Source organism: uncultured Pseudomonas sp. (assembly GCF_913777995.1).
Classification (GTDB): domain Bacteria; phylum Pseudomonadota; class Gammaproteobacteria; order Pseudomonadales; family Pseudomonadaceae; genus Aquipseudomonas.
This window is the reverse complement of the sequence record NZ_CAJYVE010000017.1, coordinates 17,524-41,811: the sequence shown is the minus strand read 5'-3', so window position 1 is coordinate 41,811 and position 24,288 is coordinate 17,524. Positions and strand designations below refer to the sequence as shown.

The window sequence follows — 24,288 nt, the reverse complement described above, 5'->3', positions numbered from 1 at the left end:
CCGCCGCCCTGGGCGCCGTGCAGGCGCTGCGCGAGGAGATCGCCCTGGACAGCGGCCTCATCCTCGATCCCTGGATGGAAACCTACCTGCTGATGCAGATCGGCACCACCCAGTCGGTCGAGTTGTATGAGCGCCTCGGCCGCCTGGCCAGCGTCGGTCAGGCCAGTGTGGTCTCCGGCCAGTTCAGCCTGCAGAGCCGCCTGCAGTTGCGCGACCTGCGCGCCCGCGTCGGCGATTCCAGCGAGAGCCTGGCCAAGGTCGCCGTGCTGCTCGGCAACAAGCTGCCCGCCGACATGGCCGGCTGGAAGGATGATTACCAGAAGCTCAGCAGCCAGCTGGACGCCAGTCTCAAGACCCTCGATCAGGGAGTGTTCGGCGGCGAGATCACGCTCAAGCCGGAGCAGTTCGAAACCACCCTGGACGGGGTCCTGCAGGGTCTGCAGACCTTCCGCCAGCAGACCCTGAAGAATCTGGACCAACGGCTGCAATACTATGGCGCCGATGCCGTGCGCAGCTTTGCCGCCATCGCCGCCGGCTTCGGCCTGCTGCTGGTGGTGACCTGCTACCTGCTGCTGTGCATGCAGGCCGCCATTCGCGGCAGCGCCCGGCGCATCACCAACTTGGCCGAAGGCCTGCGTGACGGCGACCTGACCCGTTCGGCCCAGGTGACTGGCCAGGACGAACTGGCCGAGATCGGCCGCGCGCTGGACCTGGCCGTGGTGCAGCTGCGCGGCAGTCTGCAGGCGGTCGAGCAGGAGAGTCGCCAGGTGGGCACGGCGTCCGGGGAGCTGGGTCAGCAGGCCGAGGCGGCGCTCGGCGCCGTCGAAGCCCAGCGCCAGCAGATCACCCAGATCGCCACCGCCGCCACCGAACTGGCCGCCACCGCCCAGGGCGTGGCGCAGAGTTGCGAAGAGGCCGCCGGGCGCGCCGAGCAGATGCGCGGCATCGCCGAGGCCAGCCAGAGCGACAGTCGCCAGACCACCGCCAGCATCCAGCGCCTCAACCAGCGCCTGGACGAGACAGCTGCGGCCATGGCCCAGGTCAATGCCCAGGCCGGGCAGATCCAGCAGGTGGTGGACGTCATCCGCGGCATCGCCGAACAGACCAACCTGCTGGCGCTCAACGCCGCCATCGAGGCGGCCCGGGCCGGTGACCAGGGAAGGGGCTTCGCGGTGGTCGCCGACGAGGTACGTTCGCTGTCGCAGCGCACCCAGGCCTCCACGGCGCAGATCGCCGGGACCGTCGGCAGCCTGAGCGGCACCGTGGCCCAGGCCGTGTCCCTGATGCAGGAGGCCTGCGGCCAGGCCGCCAGCGATGCCCAGTCGATCACCGGGCTGGGGCGGCGGCTGGAAGAGATCGCCGAGTCGGTGCAGGGCGTCTCCGACACCCTGGTGCAGATCGCCACCGCCGCCGAACAGCAGGCGGTCACCGCCGACCAGGTCAGTGGCAATATCCAGCAGATCGATGGCGCCGCGGCCGATCTGCTCGGCAACGCGCGCACGGTGCAGAGCACGGCGGTGGGTCTGGAGGCGGGCAGCCGCACCCTGACTGCCAACACCACCCGCTTCCGCCTGGGCTAGCACGCAAAAGGGGCGCCTTTCAGGGCGCCCCTTCTACTCAAAGCTTTCTGATCAAGCCCGGGTATCGAGCAGCCGGCCCAGGGTTTCCTGCGAGGCCTGCATGACCTTGGTACCGGCCAGCGCCTGGTACTTGCCGACATCCAGATTGACCAGCTCGCTGGCCAGATCGGCCTGGCTGTTGGTGGTCGCGCCCAGGGCTTCCTGTTCGTTGCGCGCCGTCTGGGAGGCGAGGGCGGCACCGGCCTTTTCGACCGTGCGGCTACCGTTCTGGTAGGCCTGCACCCCGGCATAGAGCGAATTGCTTGAAGTCACGTTCATGGACAGGGTCCTCGACGGTGATGTCAAAGGGCTATTGAAGCAGCTTTGACGCCAAAGAACCAGCAGTCCCTGTCACCGCCTGTGTCCGGCTATTGCTGGATCGTCGCCCGATTGCCCTGCCCGCTCTGGCGCAGGTCGAGACTGTTGCCCGCACCGGCCTGACTGATGGAGGCGTACTGGCTGGCGCCCTGCTGGCTGACGCTGACGCGCGCATCGCTGGCCAGTCCTGCCTGCAGCAGATGGCCATCGCCCAGTTGCTCGACGCTCAGCTCGAGGTTGTCGCCCACCCCGACCGCACTGATCTCGTTGTCGTTGCCCTGGGTAGTCAGGGTCAGGCGCGAATCCTCACCACCGATCAGGACGCCGGCGCTGTTGCGATTGCCCTGTTGCTGCAGCTCGAGGCGGTTGCCATTGCCGGTCAGATTCACCTGGACGGCATTGTCGTCGCCGAGTTGCCGCGCGCTGACGCGCTGGGGGCTGGCGTCGAGGCCGTTCTGCTGCACCGCCGCCTGGTTGCGGTTGCCGATCTGGATCAGCTGGACGTCCTGCTGCCGCGCGCCCTGGCGAGCGCCGGCCCGGTTGTCGTCGCCGCGCTGCTCGACCACCGCCCGGTTGGCGGCGCCGCCCTGCAGCAGCTCGACCTCGTTGCGCGTGCCCAGGCTCAGCACGTCCTGGAGATGATCCTCGCCCACCTGCCTGAGTCGCGCCGCGCTGTCGCGACCGTCCTGGAACAGATTCAGCCCGTTGCGCGCGCCCTCCTGCTCGATGCGCAGCCGCTGGTCGTCACCGCCCTGGCGCACCAGGGCTTCGTCGAGCAGGCCGCGCTGGACGATCTCCACCGTATTGCGCTGGCCATGGCCCTGGTAGACATAGGCGTGGCTCTGGCTGGCTTCGCGCTGGTCGATGCTGACCTCGCGCGCACCACCGGCGGCCTGGGTGACATTGGTGAAGTTGCCCACGCCGCCCTGCTCGACGCGGGTACGGTCGCCCTGGGAGGCGCTCTGGGTGAGATAGGCCTGGCTGGCACGACCGCTCTGGCTGACCTCCAGGGTGCCCTGGCGGGTATCCGGCGCCTGGCTCAGGAAGGCGCCGAGGCGCTCGCCGCGCTGCTCCACGCGGGTCTGGTTGTCCAGCGCCCAGGTGGTGCTGGTCAGGCCGAGCAGGCCCAGGCAGGTCAGGAACTTGAAGGTAGGCACTCGGGCGATCCGGCAGCGGCAGACAGGGCAGTCTGCCGCCGGCCTGGCCCACCGGCCATCGCCCGAAAGACTGATATCAGCCGGGCAGGCGCAGGTGCGCGGCGACCGCCGCCGGCGTGGCCGCGGCCAGGTACGGCACCGTGCCCAGGCAGGGCGCCGGCAGGCGTTCGTGCAGGGTGGCCAGGTTGTCGTCCAGGCGCAGGGTGGCCGGTGCCACCAAGTTGGCCACCCAGCCGGCCAGGGTCAGGCCGTCGGCGAGGATGGCCTCGGCGCTGAGCAGGGCGTGGTTGATGCAACCCAGGCGCACGCCCACCACCAGGACGACCGGCAGACCCAGCTCGCGGGCCAGATCGGACAGGGACTCCCGGCCGGCCAGGGGCACGCGCCAGCCGCCGGCGCCTTCCACCAGGGTGAAGTCGGCCTGCAGCGCCAGGATCCGCCGCACCGGGGCGGCCAGGGCGGCGACGCTGAGGTCGATGCCGGCTTCGCGGGCTGCCAGATGCGGGGCGATGGCGGGTTCCAGGGCGAAGGGATTGATGTCGGTGTAGTCGAGCGGCAGCGAGGTCTCGCCGAGCAGGGCCAGGGCGTCGCCGTTGCGCAGGCCCGCGGCGGTCCGTTCGCAGCCGGAGGCCACCGGCTTGACCCCGGCGGTGGCGAGACCCTGCAGCCGGGCCCGGTGCAGCAGGCCGGCGGCGATGGTGGTCTTGCCGATCTCGGTGTCGGTGCCGGTGACGAAGTAGGCGGACATGGGGGTCATTCCTTGCGCAGCAGGACGTGGATCACCTGGTAGGTGGCGGGCAGGCCGGCGGGCTCGCGCAGGCTCTCGTAGGCCTGGGTGAAGGCGGCCAGGCGCTGGCGACCGGTGAGGCCCTGGGGACGTCCCTGGTTGAGGTTGTGGGCGCCGATGGCCTTGAGGTGCTGGGTCAGGGCGCGCAGATCGGGGAAGTGCAGCCGCTCGGGCGCGACCTCCAGCGTTAGCCGCTGCAGGCCGCTGGCCTGGGCGGCGGCGACATAGGCCGTCTGGGGGCGGAAGCGATTGACGTGCACCTGGTCGTCCACCCGGGCCCAGCTCTGGCGCAGTTCGTCGAGGGTGCCGGCGACCAGGCTGCTGAAGGCCAGCACGCCACCCGGGCGTAGGATGCGCCGCGCCTCGGCGAGCACCCTGGGCAGGTCCGGACACCACTGCAGGGCCAGGCTGGAGACGATCAGATCGCAGCTCTCCGCCCGCAGCGGCAGGCGTTCGGCGTCGGCGGTCAGGTAGTGGCCGGCACCGGCGCCCTGGGCGCGGGCGTGGCGGAGCATACCGGGCGCCAGGTCCAGGGCCAGGCCTTCGGCCTGCGGATGACGGCGGGCCAGGGCGCGACTGCAATAGCCGGTGCCACTGCCCAGGTCCAGCCAGCGTTGCGGGTCAAGAACCGGTAGCCGGGCGAAGAGGCCGTCGGCGACCCGGCGTTGCAGCAGGGCGGCGCCGTCGTACTGCGCGGCGGCGCGGGAAAAGGACAGCGCCACCTGGCGCTTGTCGGGCAATACGTCAGCCATCGCGTCCTGCATAGATGAATTCACGGATACGGGTGGCCACCTCGTCCGGGCGTTCCAGGGGCAGGCCATGGCTGGCGTGCTCCAGGACCTCGACCTGGGCATTGGGCAGCTCGTCGCGCAGGGCCTGGGCCGCCGCGGCCGGCACCAGGGCGTCGTGGGCGCCGAACAGGTGCAGCTGGGGACCGCTGAAGGCCTGCAGGGCGGCGCGGGTGTCCAGGCGTGCCAGCAACTCCAGGCCGGCGATGACCACCTCGGGCTCGATCTCCGGCAGGGTCACCTGCAACTGGCGGGCGAGGGTGCGGCTGTCGCGGGCGCCCTGGGCCACCAGCAGGGTGAAGCGCCTGAGGGTCTGCTCGGCGTCCAGCGAGCAGGCCTCGAAGAAGTCGGTGAAGACGCTGCGCGCCATGGCGGTCTGCCAGCCGGCGCGGGCGACGAAGCAGGGATTGCTGGCCAGGGTGATGAGACCGTGCACGCCCTGGGGGCGGCGCAGGGTGAATTCGCTGGCGAGCATGCCGCCCAGCGACCAGCCGGCCAGCCAGCCGCCTTCGGCGATGCGGGCTTCCAGGTCGGTGAACCAGTCCTGGGTGTCGGCCAGGGCCGGCAGCGGCTCGATCAGCACGTCGAGAAAGGGGGCCTGCTCGACGAGTTCGTCACGCAGGGGCTCCAGCGGAGCACTGCCCAGGCCCCAGCCGGGCAGCAAGATCAGGGTATCGCGCATTGGTCGGTCACTTATCCGCGTCAGGCGGTAATTCGGCCATGGCCTGGGCCAGAGCGTCGAGCAAGAGGTCCACGTGCGCTTCGCGATGGGCCGCCGTCAGGGTCACCCGCAGGCGGGCACTGCCGGCCGGTACGGTGGGCGGTCGGATGGCGGTGACCAGGATCCCGCGTCGGCGCAGGGCGGCGGAGAGTGCGAGGGCGCGCGCGCTGTCGCCGACCAGGATCGGCTGGATCGGCGTGGCGCTGAGCATAAGGTCCAGGCCGAGGGCCGTCGCGCCCCTGCGGAATCTCTGGATCAAAGTGTGCAGAAGCTCACGGCGCCAGCCCTCCTCACGGACGAGCTGCAGGGCGGCGAGGGTGGCGCAGGCCACCGCCGGCGGCTGGCTGGTGGTGTAGATATAGGGGCGGGCGAACTGGATCAGTGTCTCGATCAGTTCCTCGCTGCCGGCGACAAAGGCCCCGGCGGTGCCGCAGGCCTTGCCCAGGGTGCCGACCAGCACCGGGACCTGGCCCTGATCCAGGCCGAAGTGCTCGACGATGCCGCCGCCGCTGGCGCCCAGGGTGCCGATGCCGTGGGCATCGTCCACCAGGGTCCAGGCGCCGTGGCGCTGGGCGACCTCGCAGAGCTCGGGCAGGGCGGCCAGATCGCCGTCCATGCTGAAGACGCCGTCGGTGACCACCAGGGTGTCGCCCTCGGCCTTGGCTAGGCGCGTGGCCAGGCTGGCCGGGTCGTTGTGCAGATAGCGGCCGAAGCGCGCGCCGCTGAGCAGGCCGGCGTCGAGCAGGGAGGCATGGTTGAGGCGGTCTTCCAGCACGGTGTCGCCACGCCCGACCAGGGCGGTGACGGCTGCCAGGTTGGCCATGTAGCCGGTGGAGAACAGCAGGGCGCGTGGCCGCCCGGTGAGGTCGGCGAGGGCTTCTTCGACCTGGTGATGCGGACCGCTGTGGCCTATCACCAGGTGCGAGGCGCCGCCGCCCACGCCCCAGCGCTCGGCGCCCGCGCGCAGGGCGGCGATCACCTGGGGATGATTGGCCAGGCCCAGGTAGTCGTTGCTGCAGAAGGCCAGCAGGGACTCGCCATCCACCACCACCTCGGGGCCCTGGGGCGCTTCCAGCAAAGGGCGGCGCCGATAGAGGTGCTCGGCGTGACGCTGGGCCAGGCGGGCGGCGAGGTCGAAGGCCATGGGGAGTCTCGGTAGCGTTGGAAGGCCCCTCACCCCAGCCCTCTCGCGAGGGGAGAGGGGGTGGTCTGGAGCGCGGGTTGGGCGGTGGTTTACCCTCACCCCGGCCCTCTCCCAGGGGGAGAGGGGAACGGCAGGGGTCAGGCGGTGGCGGCGTCGTAGAAGAGTTCGCCGTTGCGCTGCTCCACCAGGGCCTGCTCGATGGCGGCCTGGTGCACCTCGTCGGCGTGTTCTTCGCGGGCTTCGGGCTGGATGCCGAGGCGGGCGAACAGCTGCATGTCCTTGTCGGCCTGGGGATTGCCGGTGGTCAGCAGCTTCTCGCCGTAGAAGATGGAGTTGGCGCCGGCCAGGAAGGCCAGGGACTGCATCTGCTCGTTCATCTGCTCGCGACCGGCGGACAGGCGCACATGGGACTTGGGCATGAGGATGCGCGCCACCGCCAGGGTGCGGATGAAGTCGAAGGGATCGACGTCCTTTTCCTCGGCCAGTGGGGTGCCCTGGACCTTGACCAGCATGTTGATCGGCACCGACTCGGGGTGCTCGGGTAGGTTGGCCAGCTGGATCAGCAGGCCGGCGCGGTCGTCCAGCGACTCGCCCATGCCAAGAATGCCACCGGAGCAGATCTTCATGCCCGCGTCGCGCACGTAGGCCAGGGTCTGCAGGCGTTCGCTGTAGGTACGGGTGGTGATGATGCTGCCGTAGAACTCCGGCGAGGTGTCGAGGTTGTGGTTGTAGTAGTCCAGGCCGGCTTCGGCCAGGGCTTCGGTCTGCTCGCGGTCGAGTTTGCCGAGGGTCATGCAGGTTTCCAGGCCCATGGCCTTCACGCCTTTGACCATTTCCAGCACGTAGGGCATGTCCTTGGCCGAAGGGTGCTTCCAGGCCGCCCCCATGCAGAAGCGCGTGGAGCCGATGGCCTTGGCCCGTGCGGCCTCTTCCAGCACCTTCTGCACTTCCATCAGCTTCTGCTTGTCCAGACCGGTGTTGTAATGGCCCGACTGCGGGCAGTACTTGCAGTCCTCGGGGCAGGCGCCGGTCTTGATCGACAGCAACGTGGAAACCTGTACGCGGTTGGCGTCGAAATGCGCGCGGTGCACTGTCTGCGCCTGAAACAGCAGGTCATTGAACGGCTGCTGAAACAGCGCCTTGACCTCGGCTAAAGTCCAGTCGTGACGCAGGGTAGCTGTAGTGCTGGCGCTCATCGGCGGCTCCTTGTAGGGGAATGGACGACGCGCCGGGGCAAAGACCCCACGCACGACACGGTTGTCCGGCAAGATTTCCGGCATAGTCAGGGAGCGGCCATGCTCTGTCAACCATACGAATATAATCAGGTTTACATCTGGTTAAAAAACAAACAGACCTGTTTGTTATGTGACGAACCCAGCGACACCACGTTGTGCATCTGCGTAGCCTGTGAAGCCGGACTGCCCTGGCTTGGCGAGCAGTGCAGCCGCTGCGCCCTGCCCCTCGATGCGCCTTCGACCTGCTGCCGCTCCTGCGACCAGCGGCCACCGGCCTTCACCACCGTCGCCACACCCTGGCGTTACGAATTCGTCGTCGACCGCCTGATCACCCGCTTCAAGCACCACAGCCAGTGGCCGCTGGGCAAGCTGCTCGCCGACCTGCTGGGCCTGTACCTTCAGCACCGCTTCGACGAAGGCCTGCAGCGCCCCGATGCCTTGCTGCCGGTGCCCCTGGCCCGTGCACGCCTGCGCCAGCGGGGCTTCAACCAGTCGGCCATGCTGGCCGGCTGGCTGGGCAAGGCGCTGGGCCTGACGGTGGATGAACGGCAACTGCAGCGAGTGCGCGACACCCCGCCCCAGCAGGGCCTGGACGCCAAGGCGCGGCGCCGCAACCTCGCCGGGGCCTTCGCTCTGGCGGACCCGGCGAGCATCGCGGGCCGACACCTGGCGCTGGTCGACGACGTACTCACCACCGGCACCACCGCGCAACTCCTCGCCCGCCAGTTGCTCGATGCCGGGGCACGGCGCGTCGACGTCTATTGCCTGGCCCGTACCCCTGCGCCGCAGGACTGAAGCCGCCACGCCCCTGAACACAATACGGGTCAGTTTGGCCGGGTAGTAGCGGCTTCAGCCGCGAAGCGACCGCCTGTTCATAGCAGATGCAGTGATTTTCCTGGCGCTTTCGCGGCTAAAGCCGCTCCCACCGGGCCACATGCCGCTTAAGCGAACGGTATTGGCTTTAGCCGGGATTACCCTAGACTCACGCCATCACCCGCCATGCAGCCGTACCCATGTCGCTATCGCCCTCGCTAAGCCAGTACATCGTCCGTCGCCCGCAACGCCTGGCCCTGTTGCAGCACATCGCCGAACAGGGCTCCATCACCCGCGCCGCCAAGAGCGCCGGCCTGAGCTACAAGGCCGCCTGGGATGCCATCGATGAACTCAACAACCTGTCCAACCACCCGCTGGTGGAGCGCAGCGTCGGCGGGCGGGGCGGTGGCGGCGCCAAGCTGTCGCCGGAAGGTGAACGCGTGTTGCGCCTGTACCAACGCCTGCAAGCGCTGCAAACCCAGCTGCTGGAAGCCGCCGAAGACGGCGCCGACCTGGAGCTGCTCAGCCGCCTGACCCTGCGCACCAGTGCCCGTAACCAGTTGCTGGGGCACATCAAGGACATTCAGCGCCAGGGCCTCAACGACCTGGTCAGCCTGGAGCTGGCCGGTGGTGGCCTGATAGACGCGCAGATCACCCACGACAGCAGCCAGCGCCTGGAGCTGCGTCCCGGCGCCGAAGTGATGGCGCTGATCAAGGCCGGCTGGCTCGACCTGCTGGCCGCCGATCACGCGCCTGCGGCTGGCTACAACGCCCTGCACGGCGAGATCGACACCGTGGTCGAAGCCCATGGCGGCCCCAGCGAAGTGCGCATCGCGCTGCCCGGCGGCCAGGTGCTCTGCGCCCTGGCCGCGCCGGCCCGCGTGCATTCGCTGGGGCTCAGGGCCGGCAGCGGCGTGGTCGCGCAGTTCGCACCGGCCCAGGTGCTGTTGGGTACGGTGGTGTAGGGGGAGTTGTCGTCACCCGGTCGACACAATTTCGTCATGACGGTCACTTAATGTTACGGCCATATTCGTGGGAGCCGTGATGATGAAACTATTAAAAGACCACCAATCCACCGACCTCGAGAAGATGGTTGGCCTCACCCGCCGCAGCTTCATCGGCGCCGGAACCCTGTGTGGTGCGGCGCTGTTCCTCGGCGGCGACCTGCTCAGCCGCAGCGCCCTGGCCGTGGGTGTCAGCGAAGGCAACAGCCAGTTGCTGGGCTTCACCGGCATCAAGGCCAGCGGCGACGACAACATCAGCCTGCCGCCCGGCTACAAGGCCAACGTACTGATCAGCTGGGGCCAGCCGCTGCACGCCGATGGCCCGGCCTTCGACCCCTCTGGCAAAGGCACGGCTGAAGCTCAGGAAGTGCAGTTCGGTGACAACAACGACGGAATGAGCCTGTTCCCGATCCCCGGCAAGCCGGACCACGCACTGCTGGCGATCAATAACGAATACACCAACTACCGCTACCTCTTTGACCACGGCAAGGAACCGACCTCCGCCGAGGAAGTGCGCAAGGCCCTGGCCGCCGAAGGCGTCTCGGTGATCGAGATCCAGCGCGTCAAAGGCCAGTGGCAGTTCGTCCAGGGTTCGCGCTACAACCGCCGCATCCACGGCAACACGCCGATCACCCTGAGCGGCCCCGCCGCTGGCCACGAATGGCTGAAGACCGCCGCCGACAGCAGCGGCCGCCATGTGCTGGGCACCTTCCAGAACTGCGCCAACGGCAAGACCCCATGGGGCACCTACCTGACCTGCGAAGAGAACTTCACCGACTGCTTCGGCAGCAGCGACCCGCAGCAGAAGTTCGACGCCGGCATGAAGCGCTATGGCGTGGTGGCCGCCAGCAAGGAGATCAACTGGCACGTGCACGACCCACGCTTCGACGTGGCGAAGAACCCCAACGAGATCAACCGTCACGGCTGGGTGGTGGAAATCGACCCCTTCGATCCCAAGTCCACACCGGTCAAGCGCACCGCCCTGGGCCGCTTCAAGCATGAGAACGCGGCCCTGGCGGAAACCCGCGGTGGCCGCGCCGTGGTGTACATGGGCGACGACGAGCGCGGCGAGTTCATCTACAAGTTCATCAGCCGCGACAAGATCAACCACAAGGACGCCAAGGCCAACCGCGACCTGCTCGACCACGGCACCCTGTACGTGGCGCAGTTCGATGGCGGCGACGGCAACCCGGACCATCCGAAGGGTAAGGGCCGCTGGATCGAGCTGACCCACGGCAAGAACGGCCTGGACGCCGCCGCCGGCTTCAACAACCAGGCCGAAGTGCTGATTCATGCCCGCATGGCTGCCAGCGTGGTCAAGGCCACGCGCATGGACCGCCCGGAGTGGATCGTGGTCAGCCCCAAGGATGGCCAGGTGTATTGCACCCTGACCAACAACGTCAAACGCGGCGACGACGGCCAACCGGTCGGCGGCCCCAACCCGCGGGCGAAGAACCAGTACGGGCAGATCCTGCGCTGGCGTGAAGCCGGCGATAACGCCTCGGCCATGGAGTTCGAGTGGGACCTGTTCGTGGTCGCCGGCAACCCGACCGTGCATGCCGGCACGCCGCAAGGCGGTTCCAGTAACGTCACCGCGCAGAACATGTTCAACAGCCCCGACGGCCTGGGCTTCGACGCCGCCGGGCGGCTGTGGATCCTCACCGACGGCGACACCAGCGACAAGGGCGACTTCGCCGGCATGGGCAACAACCAGATGCTCTGCGCCGACCCGCGCAGCGGCGAGATTCGCCGCTTCATGGTCGGGCCGATCGGCTGCGAGGTCACTGGCATCAGCTTTGCGCCGGACTACAAGACGATGTTCGTCGGCATCCAGCACCCGGGCGAGAACGGCGGCTCGACCTTCCCCGAGCACCTGCCCAACGGCAAGCCACGCTCCTCGGTGATGGCGATCACCCGCGACGACGGCGGCATCATCGGCGCCTGAACACGCAGGTGAATCGCGCGCCTGTGCTCTTGTTGCAGCGTGCTCGCGAAGAGGCCGGCTTTTGTTGCGAGCTTGCTCACGAAAAAGCCGACACCGGATGCGAGCATGACGCCGCTTTCGCCAACCTGTGGGATCGGTTTCAGCCGGGAAGTCTTTCGCGGCTCAAGCCGCTCCCACAGGGTGAACTGCTGTAACGGCGAATTTGCCGCTACCTGTGCCGGCCAATCGGCTGCGACGACACCGCCGCCTGCGTTACCATCAGCGGTCTACGCAGCGGTTCGTTGCGCATAGGAGCCCGCATGTCTCATCCTTTCGCAGCACTCACCCCCGACCTGGTTCTCGATGCCGTGGAAAGCATCGGCTTTCTCAGCGACGCCCGGGTCCTGGCCCTCAACAGTTACGAAAACCGTGTGTACCAGGTAGGCATCGAAGGCGAGCAGCCGCTGATCGCCAAGTTCTACCGCCCCGGGCGCTGGAGCAACGAGGCGATTCTCGAAGAACACCGCTTCACCGCCGAACTGCAAGCCGTGGAGGTGCCGGTGGTTGCGCCCCTGGAGCACCAGGGCCGTACCCTGTTCGAACACGCCGATTTCCGCTTCACCCTGTTCCCCCGTCGCGGTGGCCGCGCTCCGGAGCCGGGCAACCTTGACCAGTTGTACCGCCTGGGCCAGTTGCTCGGCCGCCTGCATGCCGTCGGTTCCACCCGCCCGTTCGAACACCGTGAAACCCTGGCCGTGCAGAACTTCGGCCACGACTCGGTGAACTACCTGCTCGACAACGGCTGCATTCCCCGCGACCTGCTGCCGGCCTACGAGTCGGTGGCCCGCGACCTGCTCAAGCGCATCGAAGACGCCTACGCCGTCACCCCGCACGACAACCTGCGCATGCACGGTGACTGCCACCCCGGCAACATGATCTGCCGCGACGAAGTCTTCCACATCGTCGACCTGGATGACTGCCGCATGGGCCCGGCGGTGCAGGACCTGTGGATGATGCTCGCCGGTGACCGCCAGGAATGCATGACCCAGCTGGCCGAACTGCTCGACGGCTACGACGAGTTCCACGACTTCGAACCGCGCCAGCTGGCGCTGATCGAACCGCTGCGCGCCCTGCGCCTGATGCACTACAGCGCGTGGCTGGCACGCCGCTGGGACGACCCGGCTTTCCCGCACAGCTTCCCGTGGTTCGGCAGCGAGCGCTACTGGGGCGACCACATCCTGGCCCTGCGCGAACAGCTCGCCGCCCTGCGCGAAGAACCGCTGAAACGCTTCTGATCCATCCGGCGCCTGCCGACGGCGCCCACCACCACAATCACAAGATGTCGGTTACAAGGACTTTGCAATGCACACTGCCAACCCGCGCCACGGCTACATTCTGGGCCTGTCGGCCTACATCATCTGGGGCCTGTTCCCCATGTACTTCAAACTCATCCAGTCGGTGCCGGCCCTGGAAATCATCATCCACCGCGCGCTGTGGTCCGCGCTGTTCGGTGCGCTGCTGCTGGCGGTATGGAAACACCCCGGCTGGTTCCGCGAACTGCGTGCCCACCCGCAGCGCTTCGCGATCCTGGCCTTCAGCGGCACGCTGATCGCCAGCAACTGGCTGATCTACGTGTGGGCGGTGAACAACGAGCGCATGCTCGAAGCCAGCCTGGGCTACTACATCAACCCGCTGGTCAACGTGCTGCTGGGCCTGCTGCTGCTCGGTGAGCGGCTGCGCCGTCTGCAATGGCTGGCCGTTGGCCTGGCGACCCTGGGCGTGGCCCAGCAGGTGTGGCACGTCGGCAGCCTGCCCTGGGTGTCCTTGAGCCTGGCGCTGACCTTTGGCTTCTACGGTTTGATCCGCAAGCAGGCCCCGGTAGCCGCCCTGCCCGGCCTGGTGGTGGAAACCTGGCTGCTGGTGCCGCTGGCACTGGGCTGGCTGCTGCTGCACCCGGAGGCCAGCAGCCTGACCCCTGAAGTTGTCCACAGCCCGATGATCTTCTGGCTGGCCGCCGCCGGCCCGGTGACCCTGGTGCCGCTGGTGTGCTTCAACGCCGCCGCGCGTCACTTGCCGTATGCCACGCTGGGCTTCCTGCAATACATCGCCCCCACCCTGGTGATGCTGCTGGCGGTGCTGGTCTATGGCGAACACCTGGCGCCTTCCACCCTGGCGGCCTTCGCATTCATCTGGGCTGGCCTGGCGGTGTACAGCGTGGATGCCTGGTGGTCACTGCGCAAAATCAGCTGATCAAAAAACGAACAAACCCTTGCAGCCCTTGATAAACAAGACCTGCAAGGGCTTGCCCCAAGCTTATCCACAGCCTCGCTCAAGCTAATTGTGCACAAGCGGGGGGTAATTGCCGTTTTTTTGACCAATCCCCGCCAAGCCTTGCCCCACAAGGCGCAACGCCTTGACTCCCCAGGTTATCCACAGGGGTATGCAGGAAAAGCCTGAATAACCTTGGCTCCGCTCTTCAGCCCCTATGAGTCCCGACCCGTGCGGCAACTCACAACAGGGGCAGTGATTCTTCTGGCGCTTTCGCGGCTAAAGCTAATACTGGTCAGTTAAGAGCTCTTCGGCTTTTGTTGGAGCTTGCTCGCGAACAGGTCAGTAAACTCCATGAATCTGCTGTGAACGTGACGCAGCCATCGCGAGCAAGCTCGCTCCAACGGTCTAATTGACCAGTATTGGTATTAAAAGCGGCTCCCCCAACTCAATTAATCATCAAATGACGCTAAAACAAGATAACTAAGTACCGCACTTTATCAACGCATTCATTTCATCCTGAACCGGTCGATGGATAACGGCTTTATACGTCCGCCATCAATAAAACCTCATCAATACGGCACGTGCCTATCAAGGTCCGGAATAACTTTCCGCGCCACGAACCCGCACGGCCATATTTCCAGGATGGAAAGAAATGAAAAAAGGAAATGGTACGTCCGGGCCCCCCCTGGAACTTCCACCTGTCATTATCACCCCGAACCAGCCAGACCCACTTCCTACGGGCCGCAACATAGGTGGCGGCTGGATGATCCACGCCGGACCATCCGGTGGATTCTTCAGCAATACCGGTTCGTCACGAGGCAGTAAACGCAGACGCAAGCTGGCCATGGCCCAGGCGGTCGCGCAAGCGCAGGCTCGTGCTCAAGCCGAGGCCGAAGCCCTGGCCCATGCGCAGGAGCAGGCACGACTGGCCGAGCAGGCGCGTCTAGCCGAACAGGCCCGTCTGGCTGAGCAAGCACGCCTCGAAGCCGAAGCCCAGGCTCGTGCACAGCGCGAGCAGGCCTGGCAACAGGCGCTGGATAGCCGCAGCAGCAGCTTTCAAACGTTCCAGTCCGAACTCGTCCGCCACCTTGAGCAAGCCAGTGTCGACCAGCCCACCGAGCTGAACGCAGAGCTCGATGCACTGACACCTTTCCTGGCCGACCTGTTCGGTACTTCGACGGCCACGGACCCGATCCTGGAGGAGAAAACCAGGATCAACTACCTGCTGGCGCAGAAGCAGGCCGAACTGCAGCAACGCAACCTCAAGGCGCAACACTGGCAGGCCGAGCTGGCGACCGTTACGCCTGAGCAATACCGGCACTACCTGGCCAGTCGCAGCCTGGGGGAGGCTGCCCGGGTCGAGCAGGCCCACCAGACCTGGCTGCAGGCACACGACAACGCCCACGAAACCCGGCTGCTGGCCGAGGCTGTGGTGTACCTGGAGCACCGCAGCGCAGCGCTCTCGGCACGCCACGCCCAAGCCTGGCAGGCAGCACAGGCCGCGCAACGCCTGCCTGTCGATGCGCCACCCGCGCCAACGGTACTGGATCGCCTGTGGTCGCTGATTGCAACGGCGGACCACCCGGCAAACGCTCCAGCCTCCAGCGACGCCCTGGACAGGGCCACGCAGATCGGCAAGCAGCTGTTCTACCAGGCCGCGCGCGAAGCGCTGAAAAGACCATCGGCCTTTTCCCTGCTGGCCTACTCACCCAGCCTGGCAGACGCCGAGCTGCCCAGCCCGATCCTGGCCAGCCCGGTCTCTCAGTTGGGCCTGAGCGACGCGGTCGATCTGCAACATGTCGGCAACACGCGGGGCAGCATCGCGGTTCCTTATCGGCTGGTCGAGGTCGACGAAGGCGCCGGCGCCATCACGCGCTGGACACTTGCCGACGGGCTGGAAGCCGGCCAGCGCGTGCGCGTGCGAAACGTCACGCACAACCTTCAGAACAATACCTATGAGTTCATCCGTGACGGCGACACGACACCGGCACTGATCTGGACTCCACTACACAAGCCGGCCGACAGTTCCACCGGGTTTCCCGGCCAGCAGCCCGCGCTACCTGCCGACCCCGGCCAGGACCTGGAGCCACAACCGGCCTGGGCCACCAGCCTGCCCGGTGTCACCCTCGCACCAGACGACTACATCCTGGTGTTCCCACCAGGCTCCGGCCTGCCGAACACCTACCTGCTGTTCAAGGACCCGCGTCGTCTACCGGGCGTTGCCACGGGCTATGGACAGCCGGTGACCGGCACCTGGCTGGGCGAAGCGGCTCATGGCCAGGGCGCGCCGTTACCGGCGCATATCGCGGATCAGCTAAGGGGGCGACGCTTTGCGAGTTTTGACAAGTTCAGGCAAGCGGTGTGGTTGGCAGTCTCTCGTGATCCTGAGCTTAGTCAGCAATTCGATGAGACGAATATACGCAGAATGGCATTGACGAATGCGCCTTATACATCCGAACAGGGAAAAGTAGGCGGACGGGATCGCTTTGAGATTCACCACATCGAGGAAATCGCTAAAGGTGGAGAAGTGTATGACATCGATAACTTGATCATCATGACACCCAAACAACACATCGAACTACACCGAGCACAAAAAAATGAACCTTAAAGAGAAACTTGAAGATTATACAGAACAAGAGTTCCGAGCGCTTATAGACCCGCTCTTTAGCCCCCCGAAGGGCATGTCTGGAAAAGCACTGGATCGCTATACAACGAAGTTCGTAGCTCATTTCAGGAAAGTGACTGGACACCCTGCCGGCTCCGACCTGATCTTCTGGCCCGCAGCCGACCAGGAGGACAGCCCTGACGGTGTGTTGAAGTCCATCAAGGACTGGCGCGCACAAAACGGCAAGCCGGGCTTCAAGGCGCCTGACAGCGACAGCTCCGACCACTGAAATCACTCAACACCACACGATCACACCGAGGACACACTTCATGGAAGAATTTCACCATCACTTCAGCCAGCTACCTGATTTCCTGCAACATGAGGTCAGCGCGCTGGTCGAGCACACCCCTGGCCTGCCCGGCTCACACGTCGTCGACCGCCACCGTATCGCCGCCGAGCAACTGGCGCACAGGAAGTACGCCGAGCTTGCTCCGCAGGATATCGCCGACGCCCGCCAGTTTCTGGGCAACCAGCCTTACACCAAGCCTGGCATCGAACATTACCTGCACCACCGTAACCAGGGCATCACGGGTATCGGTCTTCTGCCGTCGATCCAGAATGCCCACTTTGTCCTGGAGTCCACGCGCTTCCTGAACGAGTTCGCCCAGCGCGTAGCGCCCATCGTCGGGCGGCTGCGCCATGAGGAACATTTGGCCGCCGTACGCCATGCCGAAGAAATGGCCCGTCAGCATGCCGAACGGCTGGCGGCGGAGGCCGCGCGCCGTCTGGCCGAGCAACAGGCTGAAGAGGCCGCGCGTGAACTGGCCCGCAGGCAAGTGGAAGAAGCTCGTCAACGCGCTCGCCTGGAGCTCGAAGACTCCAGGCAACGAGCACAGCGCGAGCAAGAGGAAGCGACGCGCCTGCCGGCGCTGCACCAGGCTGAAGAACAGGCCCGCCTCGAGGCCGCCAGGCTTGGGGCCAATACATCAATCAGCGGGGCTCTGGGGCCGCAGGCCAGCGCCGTGGTCGACATAGCCTATGCGACGCTCAAAAACAGCATCGAGCAGGCCATCTCGGCCTTTCAGCAAACGCTGGGCGGCCATGTCGACCTGACTCAGGACGCGCCCTTCCAGGCACTCCTGCGCCGGGCAGCCACGCCCACCTGAATAACGGCGGCGCCGAGCTTCGCGTCTCGGCGCCGTACAGCGTCATTCCTCTTCGCGCAGCTCCACCATCAGGTCGTCGGCCAGGGTTTCCAGGTGCGCCTGCAGGTCTTCCAGGGTCAGGCCGTGGGGCACGCCGAGTACGGCGTTGGCGCGAAACAGCCACTCGCCGCTCATCGGGGCGGTGTGTACGTCGGTCACCAAGCGCTCCACGTTGACGCCCTGCCCGGCGAGCAGGCGGGTGATGTCGCGAACGATGCCCGGGCGGTCGTTGCCCACCAGCGACATGTGGATGGGCATGCTGGCGGCGGGTTGCTGTTCGCTGTCTTCGGCGAGCAGCACACGAATGTCGTGGGCCGACAACTCGTGCAGCGCGGCCACCAATTGCGCGTGGCGCTCTGCTGGCACGCTGACGCGCAGAATCCCGGCGAACTGCCCGGCCAGGCGCGACATACGGCTTTCCAGCCAGTTGCCGCCCTGTTCGGCGATACAGTGGGCGATGCGTTCCACCTGCCCCGGTTTGTCAGGGGCAACCACGGTGACGACCAAATGATCCACAGGCAATTCCTCTTGTTGGATGCGCAGCACACTTTCCGGCAAGTATAGGCAGGCCTCGCGGCCTGGCCTTTGCCGAAGGTTAACTGACACACTGGGAGCGGCTCTAGCCGCAATACTGTTCGATTAAGAGCCTTGCGGCTTTGTGGGAGCGAGCTTGCTCGCGAAAAGCGGGCAAAGTCGCTGAATTTGCTGTGAACGTGACGCCGCCTTCGCGAGCAAGCTCGCTCCCACGGCCTAACTGACCAGTATTGGCTCTAGCCGCAATACTGATCATTTAAGCCGCGAAATCGCCGGGAAATTCACTCAATTTGCTACAAACATGAATGACTTCGCGGCTGAAGGCACTCCTACCCGGTCTCATCGAACGGCATTGGCTTGAGTAGGGAAAACTCCAATCAACGCACGACGTCGCCACGACATGCGTGACCCAATGGAAAAATCCAGTCGTTTAATGACGTATTTGGTCGCATTTTCACGCGCGCATTCCTCATGTAGTATTCCCCGGCGCGCACTACATAAGTAAACCCTTTCCAATTTTCGTGCTCGCGAACCGGGCGCTCCACCGCTGAGCTGAGTGAGGCAAGTGCAATGACTGAATACGTTCAAGTCGGCGACCTGCAGGTCGCCAAGATCCTGTTCGACTTCGTGCAGAACGAAGCAGTCCCCGGGACCGGCGTCGATGCCGCGGCCTTCTGGACCGGGGCGGATGCACTGATTCACGAGCTGGCTCCCAAGAACCGCGCCTTGCTGGCCAAGCGCGACGAGCTGCAAGCCAGGATCGACACCTGGCACCGCGAACACGCAGACCAGCCGCTGGATGCGGCGGCCTACAAGCGTTTTCTGCAGGACATCGGCTACCTGCTGCCAGACCCCGGCAGCGTGGACGTCAGCACCACCGGCGTAGACGACGAGATCGCCCGCATGGCCGGCCCGCAGCTGGTGGTGCCGGTGATGAACGCCCGCTTTGCCCTCAACGCCGCCAATGCCCGCTGGGGCTCGCTATACGATGCGCTGTACGGCACCGACGCCATCGGTGAAGAAGGCGGCGCACAGCGCGGGCCGGGCTACAACCGGGTGCGCGGCGACAAGGTCATCGCCTTCGGCCGCGCCCTGCTCGACCAAGCCGTACCCTTGGCCAACGGCTCGCACGTCGATGCCACCGCCTACCACCTGATCGACGGCAAGCTGGTAGTGGCCCTGCGCGACGGCAGCCAGACCCTGCTGCAGGACCCTGCCCAACTGGTCGGCTTCCAGGGCGATGCCGCCGCACCGATCGCTGTGCTGCTCAAGCACCATGGCCTGCACCTGGAAATCCAGGTCGACGCCAGCAGCCCCATCGGGCAGACCGACGCTGCCGGGGTCAAGGACATCCTCCTGGAAGCGGCGCTGACCACCATCATGGACTGCGAAGACTCCATTGCCGCCGTAGACGCCGCCGACAAGACCCTGGTGTACCGCAACTGGCTGGGCCTGATGAAGGGCGACCTGGCCGAGACGCTGACCAAGGGCGGGCAGACCTTCACCCGTACCATGAACCCCGACCGCTGCTACACCACGCCAGACGGCGGTGAGCTGACCCTGCATGGCCGTTCGCTGCTGTTCATCCGCAACGTCGGCCACCTGATGACCATCGACGCCATTCTCGACCGTGACGGCCAGGAAGTACCGGAAGGCATTCTCGACGCCCTGGTCACCAGCCTGGTGGCCATCCACGACCTCAAGGGCAACACCTCGCGGGCCAACAGCCGCAGCGGCTCGGTGTACATCGTCAAGCCGAAGATGCACGGCCCCGAGGAAGTGGCCTTCGCCAACCTGCTGTTCGAGCGCGTCGAGGGCGTACTGGGCCTGCCGCGTAACACGCTGAAGGTCGGCATCATGGACGAAGAGCGGCGCACCTCGGTCAACCTCAAGGCCTGCATCCAGGCCGCCCGCGAACGCGTGGTGTTCATCAACACCGGTTTCCTCGACCGCACCGGCGACGAGATCCACACCTCCATGGAAGCCGGCCCGATGGTGCGCAAGGCGCAGATGAAGGCCGAGAAATGGATTGGTGCCTACGAGAACTCCAACGTCGACGTTGGCCTGCGCTGCGGGCTGCAGGGCCGTGCGCAAATCGGCAAGGGCATGTGGGCGATGCCCGACCTGATGGCGGCGATGCTCGAGCAGAAGATCGCTCACCCGCTGGCCGGGGCCAACACCGCGTGGGTGCCTTCACCCACGGCGGCGGTGCTGCATGCCCTGCACTACCACAAGGTCGATGTGTTCGCCCGCCAGGCGGAACTGGCGCGCCGTGAACCGGCGTCGGTGGACGACATCCTCACCATCCCCCTGGCGCCGCACACCGACTGGAGTGCCGACGAGCTGCGCAACGAGCTGGACAACAACGCCCAGGGCATCCTCGGCTACGTGGTGCGTTGGATCGACCAGGGCGTGGGCTGTTCGAAGGTGCCGGACATCAACGATGTCGGCCTGATGGAAGACCGCGCGACCCTGCGCATCTCCAGCCAGCACATCGCCAACTGGCTGCGCCATGGCGTGGTCAGCCGCGAGCAGGTGCTGGAGAGTTTCCGGCGCATGGCCGTGGTGGTGGACCGGCAGAATGCCAGTGACGCGGCGTACCGCCCGCTGGCGCCGGACTTCGACAGCAACATCGCCTTCCAGGCCGCGCTGGAACTGGTACTTGAAGGCACCCGCCAGCCCAACGGCTACACCGAGCCGGTGCTGCACCGTCGGCGCCGCGAGTTCAAGGCCGCCAACCGCTAGGGAACTGCCTCCGTAGAAACGACTTCAGCCCGCAAGCTTGTCGCGGCTGAAGCCGCTTCTACGGGGGTTGTCAGGCATTGATGCCCAGCTCGCGCCTGACCAGCTTCACCAGTTGCTTGGTGTTGATCGGCTTGAGCAGGAAATCCACCACGCTCAGGTGCATCGCATCGATGGCGTCGCGCACGCTGGCATCACCGGAAACGATGATGATCGGCAATTCCGCGCGGGCAGAATCGCGTACCCGGCGAATCAGCTCCAGGCCATCGCAGGGCGCCATGCGCAGGTCGGTGATCAACAGGCCGATGGACTCGCGGCTGTTCAGCACTTCAAGCGCCTCGGCACTGCCGGGCGCGGTCATGCAACTGATGTCGTGGAGGTTGAGAATTTCAGCCAGCAGCTCGCGAGCATCTAGGTCATCGTCGACGATGAGCACCCGCTGCGCGACCTCACGGGTCTGGGTCAGCATCACTTCCTGGAGGGCGTCGAGTTCCTCGTCGCTGAGAATGTCGTGATCGGTCATTGGAATCTCATCATTGCCTGGGCGTATTCTGCCAATCCTTCAATAACAAACCGTGACGCTGCCAGGCAGTTGACTCACCCGGCGCGCCACTCCTTGGGCAGCCCTGCACGGCTCGCATCCTTATAGACTTACGTCCAATGGGCACTGGACGACAAGCGACCGACCATGGTCATGAACAACAAAAAAAGCGGTGCACGACATGAGTAAAGCAGATGCCTTCACCGAGGCAGGAAAAACCGCTGTCCTGCAAAACATCCACGGCACCATGCAGTTCCTGCAACGCTTTCCTCCGTTCAACCAGATGGAAAGCGCGCACCTGGCGTATCTGGTCGAGCAATGCCAACTGCGCTTCTATGCGGCTGGCGACAGCATCATCAAGCCCGCCGACGGCCCTGTGGAACACTTCCACATCGTCAAGCAGGGACGTGTGGTGGGCGAGCGTCCGCATTCGGCACGCCGCGGCACCGAAACCACCTTCGAAATCACCACCGGCGAATGCTTTCCGCTGGCGGCACTGCTGGGCGAACGGGCCACACGCACCGAACACCTGGCGGCCGAAGACACCTTCTGCCTGCAACTGAACAAGCAGGCCTTCATCAAACTGTTTTCCCTTTCCACCTGCTTTCGCGACTTCGCCCTGCGCGGGGTCAGCAGCCTGCTGGAGCAGGTCAACCAGCAGGTCCAGCAACGCGCGGCAGAGACCCTGGGCACCCAGTACTCGCTGAACACCCGGCTCGGCGAACTGGCCATGCGCCACCCGGTCATGTGCCGCCCCGGCACCCCCATGCGTGAAGCGGTCAAGCTGATGCACGAGCAACAGGTCGGCAGCATCGTGATCGTCGACGAGCGTCAGGCGCCGCTGGGCATCTTCACCCTGCGCGACCTGCGCGAGGCGGTGGCGGATGCCAGCGCCGATTTCAGCCAGGGCATCGAACAGTTCATGAGCCCGTCGCCGTTCTACCTGAGCCCGGACGCCAGCGCCTTCGACGCCGCCATTGCCATGACCGGCCGACACATCGCCCATGTCTGCCTGGTGCGCGACGGGCGCCTGTGCGGCGTGGTCTCCGAACGCGACCTGTTTTCCCTGCAACGCGTCGACCTGGTGCACCTGGCGCGCACCATTCGCAACGCGCCGCGTATCGAAACCCTGGTACATCTGCGTGGCGACATCGTGCAATTGGTCGACCGCATGCTCGCGCACGGCGCGTCGTCCACACAGATCACCCAGATCATCACCCTGCTCAACGATCACACCGTCTGCCGGGTCATCGAACTGACCCTCGAAGAACAGGGCGACCCCGGCATTCCCTTCAGCTGGCTGTGCTTCGGCAGCGAGGGGCGGCGCGAGCAGACCCTGCACACCGACCAGGACAACGGCATTCTCTTCGAAGCGACAGACGCCGAGCAGGCCGCAGAGTTCCGCACCCGCCTGCTACCGCTCGCCGAGCGCATCAACCAGGCCCTGGCGCAGTGCGGCTTCAGCCTGTGCAAGGGCAACATCATGGCCGGCAACCCAGAGCTGTGCCTGTCGCGCAGCGAGTGGGCGCGGCGCTTCTCGGCGTTCATTCGTGAAGCGACGCCCGAAAACCTGCTGGCGTCGAGCATCTATTTCGACCTGCGCGTGGTGTGGGGCGAAGAGAGCGGCGGCGCCTACCTGCGTCGCCTGATCCTCGACCAGGTCGCCGACAATCGCCTGTTCCAGCGCATGCTGGCCGAAAACGCGCTGCGTCAGCGGCCACCGGTGGGGCGCTTCAAGGACTTCGTGCTGGCCCGCAAGGGCAGCGACAAAGACACCCTGGACCTCAAGACCGAGGGCCTGACGCCGTTCGTCGACGGTGCGCGCCTGCTGGCCCTGGCCAACGGCGTCGACGCCATCAACACCCTGGAGCGCCTGCGCCAGCTGGTGGAGCGCGAAGTCATCGACCCGCTGGATGGCGCGGCCTACGAAGAGGCCTACCACTTCATTCAGCAGACCCGCATGCAGCAGCACCAGCTGCAGAGCCGGCAAAACCTGCCGTACTCCAACCGCATCGACCCGGACACCCTCAACCATCTGGACCGGCGAATCCTGCGCGAATCCTTTCGCCAGGCCCAGCGCCTGCAAACCAGCCTCAGCCTGCGCTATCAACTATGAACCTGTTCCAGTGGCTGCGCCCCGTCGTCAGCAAACCCACTCTCGATGACACCCAGAAGCAGCGCCTCGCCGCCCTGCCCGCCCGTGCCGCGCTGGACGAGCGCCCGCTGCGCGAGCAGCGCTGGGTGGTGCTCGACCTGGAAACCAGCGGCCTGAACATGAACCGCGACCAGGTGCTGTCCATCGGCGCGGTGGTCATCGAAGACGGCGCCATCGACCTGGGCCAGCAGTTCGAATGCACCCTGCAGCGCAGCGACCACAAGGTCAGCCCCGCCGTGCTGATTCACGGTCTGGCACCCAGCGCCATCGCCGCCGGCAGCGACCCGGTGGAGGCCCTGCTGGACTTCATGGAGTTCCTCGGCGACAGCCCGGTGCTGGCCTTCCACGCGCCGTTCGACCAGCACATGCTTGGCCGGGCCTTGAAGGAAAGCCTGGACTACCGCCTGCAACACAGCTTCCTGGACGTCGCCGACCTGGCACCGATGCTGTGCGAGCAGGCCAACCTGCGCAAGGCCGGCCTGGACGACTGGACCCGTCATTTCGGCCTGTACGCCGAAGAGCGCCACCACGCCAGCGCCGACGCCCTGGTGACCGCCGAACTGGCGCTGATCCTGTTCAGCTACGCGCGGCGCCAGCAGCTCGACAGCCCGGCACGTCTGGAGCAACAGTTGAACCAGTGGAAAAGGCGCACGCTGTCACATTCTTTCTGAACCGTGCAGTGCCGTACCCTGGCCCGATTGCAGAGCCACGAGGGGCTGGCTAGG

General features: G+C 65.9%; 21 protein-coding genes. 12 read left to right on the top strand and 9 right to left on the bottom strand.

Annotation, left to right across the window (positions count from 1 at the left end; translation table 11 throughout):
- Positions 1–1,580, top strand: a 1,580-nt coding sequence (locus tag QZ497_RS07510; protein ID WP_295472755.1) for a methyl-accepting chemotaxis protein, incomplete at its 5' end; no start/stop codon positions are given.
- A gap of 51 nt (positions 1,581–1,631) precedes the next feature.
- Here the strand turns inward: QZ497_RS07510 and QZ497_RS07505 are convergent.
- From QZ497_RS07505 to bioB, 7 genes are all read right to left on the bottom strand, one after another.
- On the bottom strand, positions 1,632–1,898 hold the full coding sequence (locus QZ497_RS07505; RefSeq protein WP_027597417.1) for a hypothetical protein: 267 nt from the start codon (positions 1,896–1,898) through the stop codon (positions 1,632–1,634).
- A gap of 89 nt (positions 1,899–1,987) precedes the next feature.
- Positions 1,988–3,094, bottom strand: coding sequence for a hypothetical protein (locus QZ497_RS07500; RefSeq protein WP_295472752.1), 1,107 nt, complete (start codon positions 3,092–3,094; stop codon positions 1,988–1,990).
- A 76-nt stretch (positions 3,095–3,170) separates the two neighbouring features.
- Positions 3,171–3,842: a dethiobiotin synthase gene (bioD, locus tag QZ497_RS07495; RefSeq protein ID WP_295472750.1), complete on the bottom strand. Its 672-nt coding sequence runs from the start codon at positions 3,840–3,842 to the stop codon at positions 3,171–3,173.
- A gap of 5 nt (positions 3,843–3,847) precedes the next feature.
- Positions 3,848–4,645: a malonyl-ACP O-methyltransferase BioC gene (gene bioC, locus QZ497_RS07490; RefSeq protein WP_295472756.1), complete on the bottom strand. Its 798-nt coding sequence runs from the start codon at positions 4,643–4,645 to the stop codon at positions 3,848–3,850.
- Positions 4,626–5,351 carry an alpha/beta fold hydrolase gene (locus tag QZ497_RS07485; RefSeq protein WP_042134626.1) on the bottom strand — a complete coding sequence of 242 codons (726 nt, stop codon included), beginning with the start codon at positions 5,349–5,351 and terminating at the stop codon, positions 4,626–4,628. The genes bioC and QZ497_RS07485 overlap by 20 nt, the downstream gene beginning before the upstream one ends.
- A gap of 7 nt (positions 5,352–5,358) precedes the next feature.
- Entirely contained in the window at positions 5,359–6,534 is a 1,176-nt protein-coding gene (gene bioF / locus QZ497_RS07480; protein WP_027597422.1) for an 8-amino-7-oxononanoate synthase, read from the bottom strand.
- A gap of 137 nt (positions 6,535–6,671) precedes the next feature.
- Entirely contained in the window at positions 6,672–7,730 is a 1,059-nt protein-coding gene (gene bioB, locus QZ497_RS07475) for a biotin synthase BioB (protein ID WP_295472746.1), read from the bottom strand.
- Between the two features lie 99 nt (positions 7,731–7,829).
- On the opposite strand from bioB, the gene QZ497_RS07470 reads away from it, so the two are divergent.
- The 8 genes from QZ497_RS07470 to QZ497_RS07435 all read left to right on the top strand — a co-directional run bounded on the left by QZ497_RS07470 (position 7,830) and on the right by QZ497_RS07435 (position 17,552).
- Positions 7,830–8,564, top strand: coding sequence for a ComF family protein (locus QZ497_RS07470; protein ID WP_295472745.1), 735 nt, complete (start codon positions 7,830–7,832; stop codon positions 8,562–8,564).
- A 218-nt stretch (positions 8,565–8,782) separates the two neighbouring features.
- Positions 8,783–9,547: a TOBE domain-containing protein gene (locus QZ497_RS07465; protein WP_295472744.1), complete on the top strand. Its 765-nt coding sequence runs from the start codon at positions 8,783–8,785 to the stop codon at positions 9,545–9,547.
- 82 nt (positions 9,548–9,629) lie between these two features.
- Positions 9,630–11,531 (top strand): PhoX family phosphatase, encoded by a 1,902-nt coding sequence (locus QZ497_RS07460; protein ID WP_295472733.1) that lies wholly within the window; start codon positions 9,630–9,632, stop codon positions 11,529–11,531.
- A gap of 299 nt (positions 11,532–11,830) precedes the next feature.
- On the top strand, positions 11,831–12,805 hold the full coding sequence (locus QZ497_RS07455) for a serine/threonine protein kinase (RefSeq protein ID WP_295472731.1): 975 nt from the start codon (positions 11,831–11,833) through the stop codon (positions 12,803–12,805).
- Between the two features lie 67 nt (positions 12,806–12,872).
- On the top strand, positions 12,873–13,760 hold the full coding sequence (gene rarD, locus QZ497_RS07450) for an EamA family transporter RarD (RefSeq protein ID WP_295472730.1): 888 nt from the start codon (positions 12,873–12,875) through the stop codon (positions 13,758–13,760).
- Between the two features lie 784 nt (positions 13,761–14,544).
- On the top strand, positions 14,545–16,389 hold the full coding sequence (locus QZ497_RS07445; protein WP_295472729.1) for an S-type pyocin domain-containing protein: 1,845 nt from the start codon (positions 14,545–14,547) through the stop codon (positions 16,387–16,389).
- Entirely contained in the window at positions 16,379–16,675 is a 297-nt protein-coding gene (locus QZ497_RS07440; RefSeq protein ID WP_295472727.1) for a bacteriocin immunity protein, read from the top strand. Before QZ497_RS07445 ends, QZ497_RS07440 begins: the two co-directional genes overlap by 11 nt.
- 40 nt (positions 16,676–16,715) lie before the next feature.
- The gene (locus tag QZ497_RS07435; RefSeq protein ID WP_295472725.1) at positions 16,716–17,552 is read left to right on the top strand and encodes a hypothetical protein; all 837 of its coding nucleotides are present in this window, start codon (positions 16,716–16,718) and stop codon (positions 17,550–17,552) included.
- A gap of 42 nt (positions 17,553–17,594) precedes the next feature.
- Here QZ497_RS07435 and QZ497_RS07430 read toward each other — a convergent pair whose 3' ends face one another.
- Positions 17,595–18,107, bottom strand: a complete 513-nt coding sequence (locus QZ497_RS07430) for an ACT domain-containing protein (protein WP_295472723.1) — start codon at positions 18,105–18,107, stop codon at positions 17,595–17,597.
- Positions 18,108–18,695: 588 nt separating this feature from the next.
- Between QZ497_RS07430 and QZ497_RS07425 the strand changes: the two genes are divergently transcribed.
- Positions 18,696–20,870 carry a malate synthase G gene (locus QZ497_RS07425; RefSeq protein WP_295472721.1) on the top strand — a complete coding sequence of 725 codons (2,175 nt, stop codon included), beginning with the start codon at positions 18,696–18,698 and terminating at the stop codon, positions 20,868–20,870.
- Positions 20,871–20,940: 70 nt separating this feature from the next.
- On the opposite strand, the gene QZ497_RS07420 is transcribed toward QZ497_RS07425, so the two are convergent.
- Positions 20,941–21,390 carry a response regulator gene (locus QZ497_RS07420; RefSeq protein ID WP_295472719.1) on the bottom strand — a complete coding sequence of 150 codons (450 nt, stop codon included), beginning with the start codon at positions 21,388–21,390 and terminating at the stop codon, positions 20,941–20,943.
- A 199-nt stretch (positions 21,391–21,589) separates the two neighbouring features.
- Here QZ497_RS07420 and QZ497_RS07415 point away from each other — a divergent pair, with 199 nt between their 5' ends.
- Both QZ497_RS07415 and QZ497_RS07410 read left to right on the top strand, forming a co-directional pair.
- Positions 21,590–23,524, top strand: a complete 1,935-nt coding sequence (locus tag QZ497_RS07415) for a DUF294 nucleotidyltransferase-like domain-containing protein (RefSeq protein ID WP_295472717.1) — start codon at positions 21,590–21,592, stop codon at positions 23,522–23,524.
- The gene (locus QZ497_RS07410) at positions 23,521–24,234 is read left to right on the top strand and encodes a 3'-5' exonuclease (protein WP_295472715.1); all 714 of its coding nucleotides are present in this window, start codon (positions 23,521–23,523) and stop codon (positions 24,232–24,234) included. The genes QZ497_RS07415 and QZ497_RS07410 overlap by 4 nt, the downstream gene beginning before the upstream one ends.
- The last annotated feature ends 54 nt before the right edge of the window (positions 24,235–24,288 follow it).

Bases quoted from the DNA above. Each gene is read 5' to 3' on its own strand.
- QZ497_RS07505 (WP_027597417.1), bottom strand. From the start codon at position 1,898: ATGAACGTGACTTCAAGCAATTCGCTCTATGCCGGGGTGCAGGCCTAC.
- bioD (WP_295472750.1), bottom strand. From the start codon at position 3,842: ATGTCCGCCTACTTCGTCACCGGCACCGACACCGAGATCGGCAAGACC.
- bioC (WP_295472756.1), bottom strand. From the start codon at position 4,645: ATGCAGGACGCGATGGCTGACGTATTGCCCGACAAGCGCCAGGTGGCG.
- QZ497_RS07485 (WP_042134626.1), bottom strand. From the start codon at position 5,351: ATGCGCGATACCCTGATCTTGCTGCCCGGCTGGGGCCTGGGCAGTGCT.
- bioF (WP_027597422.1), bottom strand. From the start codon at position 6,534: ATGGCCTTCGACCTCGCCGCCCGCCTGGCCCAGCGTCACGCCGAGCAC.
- bioB (WP_295472746.1), bottom strand. From the start codon at position 7,730: ATGAGCGCCAGCACTACAGCTACCCTGCGTCACGACTGGACTTTAGCC.
- QZ497_RS07470 (WP_295472745.1), top strand. From the start codon at position 7,830: ATGCTCTGTCAACCATACGAATATAATCAGGTTTACATCTGGTTAAAA.
- QZ497_RS07465 (WP_295472744.1), top strand. From the start codon at position 8,783: ATGTCGCTATCGCCCTCGCTAAGCCAGTACATCGTCCGTCGCCCGCAA.
- QZ497_RS07460 (WP_295472733.1), top strand. From the start codon at position 9,630: ATGAAACTATTAAAAGACCACCAATCCACCGACCTCGAGAAGATGGTT.
- QZ497_RS07455 (WP_295472731.1), top strand. From the start codon at position 11,831: ATGTCTCATCCTTTCGCAGCACTCACCCCCGACCTGGTTCTCGATGCC.
- rarD (WP_295472730.1), top strand. From the start codon at position 12,873: ATGCACACTGCCAACCCGCGCCACGGCTACATTCTGGGCCTGTCGGCC.
- QZ497_RS07445 (WP_295472729.1), top strand. From the start codon at position 14,545: ATGATCCACGCCGGACCATCCGGTGGATTCTTCAGCAATACCGGTTCG.
- QZ497_RS07440 (WP_295472727.1), top strand. From the start codon at position 16,379: ATGAACCTTAAAGAGAAACTTGAAGATTATACAGAACAAGAGTTCCGA.
- QZ497_RS07435 (WP_295472725.1), top strand. From the start codon at position 16,716: ATGGAAGAATTTCACCATCACTTCAGCCAGCTACCTGATTTCCTGCAA.
- QZ497_RS07425 (WP_295472721.1), top strand. From the start codon at position 18,696: ATGACTGAATACGTTCAAGTCGGCGACCTGCAGGTCGCCAAGATCCTG.
- QZ497_RS07420 (WP_295472719.1), bottom strand. From the start codon at position 21,390: ATGACCGATCACGACATTCTCAGCGACGAGGAACTCGACGCCCTCCAG.
- QZ497_RS07415 (WP_295472717.1), top strand. From the start codon at position 21,590: ATGAGTAAAGCAGATGCCTTCACCGAGGCAGGAAAAACCGCTGTCCTG.
- QZ497_RS07410 (WP_295472715.1), top strand. From the start codon at position 23,521: ATGAACCTGTTCCAGTGGCTGCGCCCCGTCGTCAGCAAACCCACTCTC.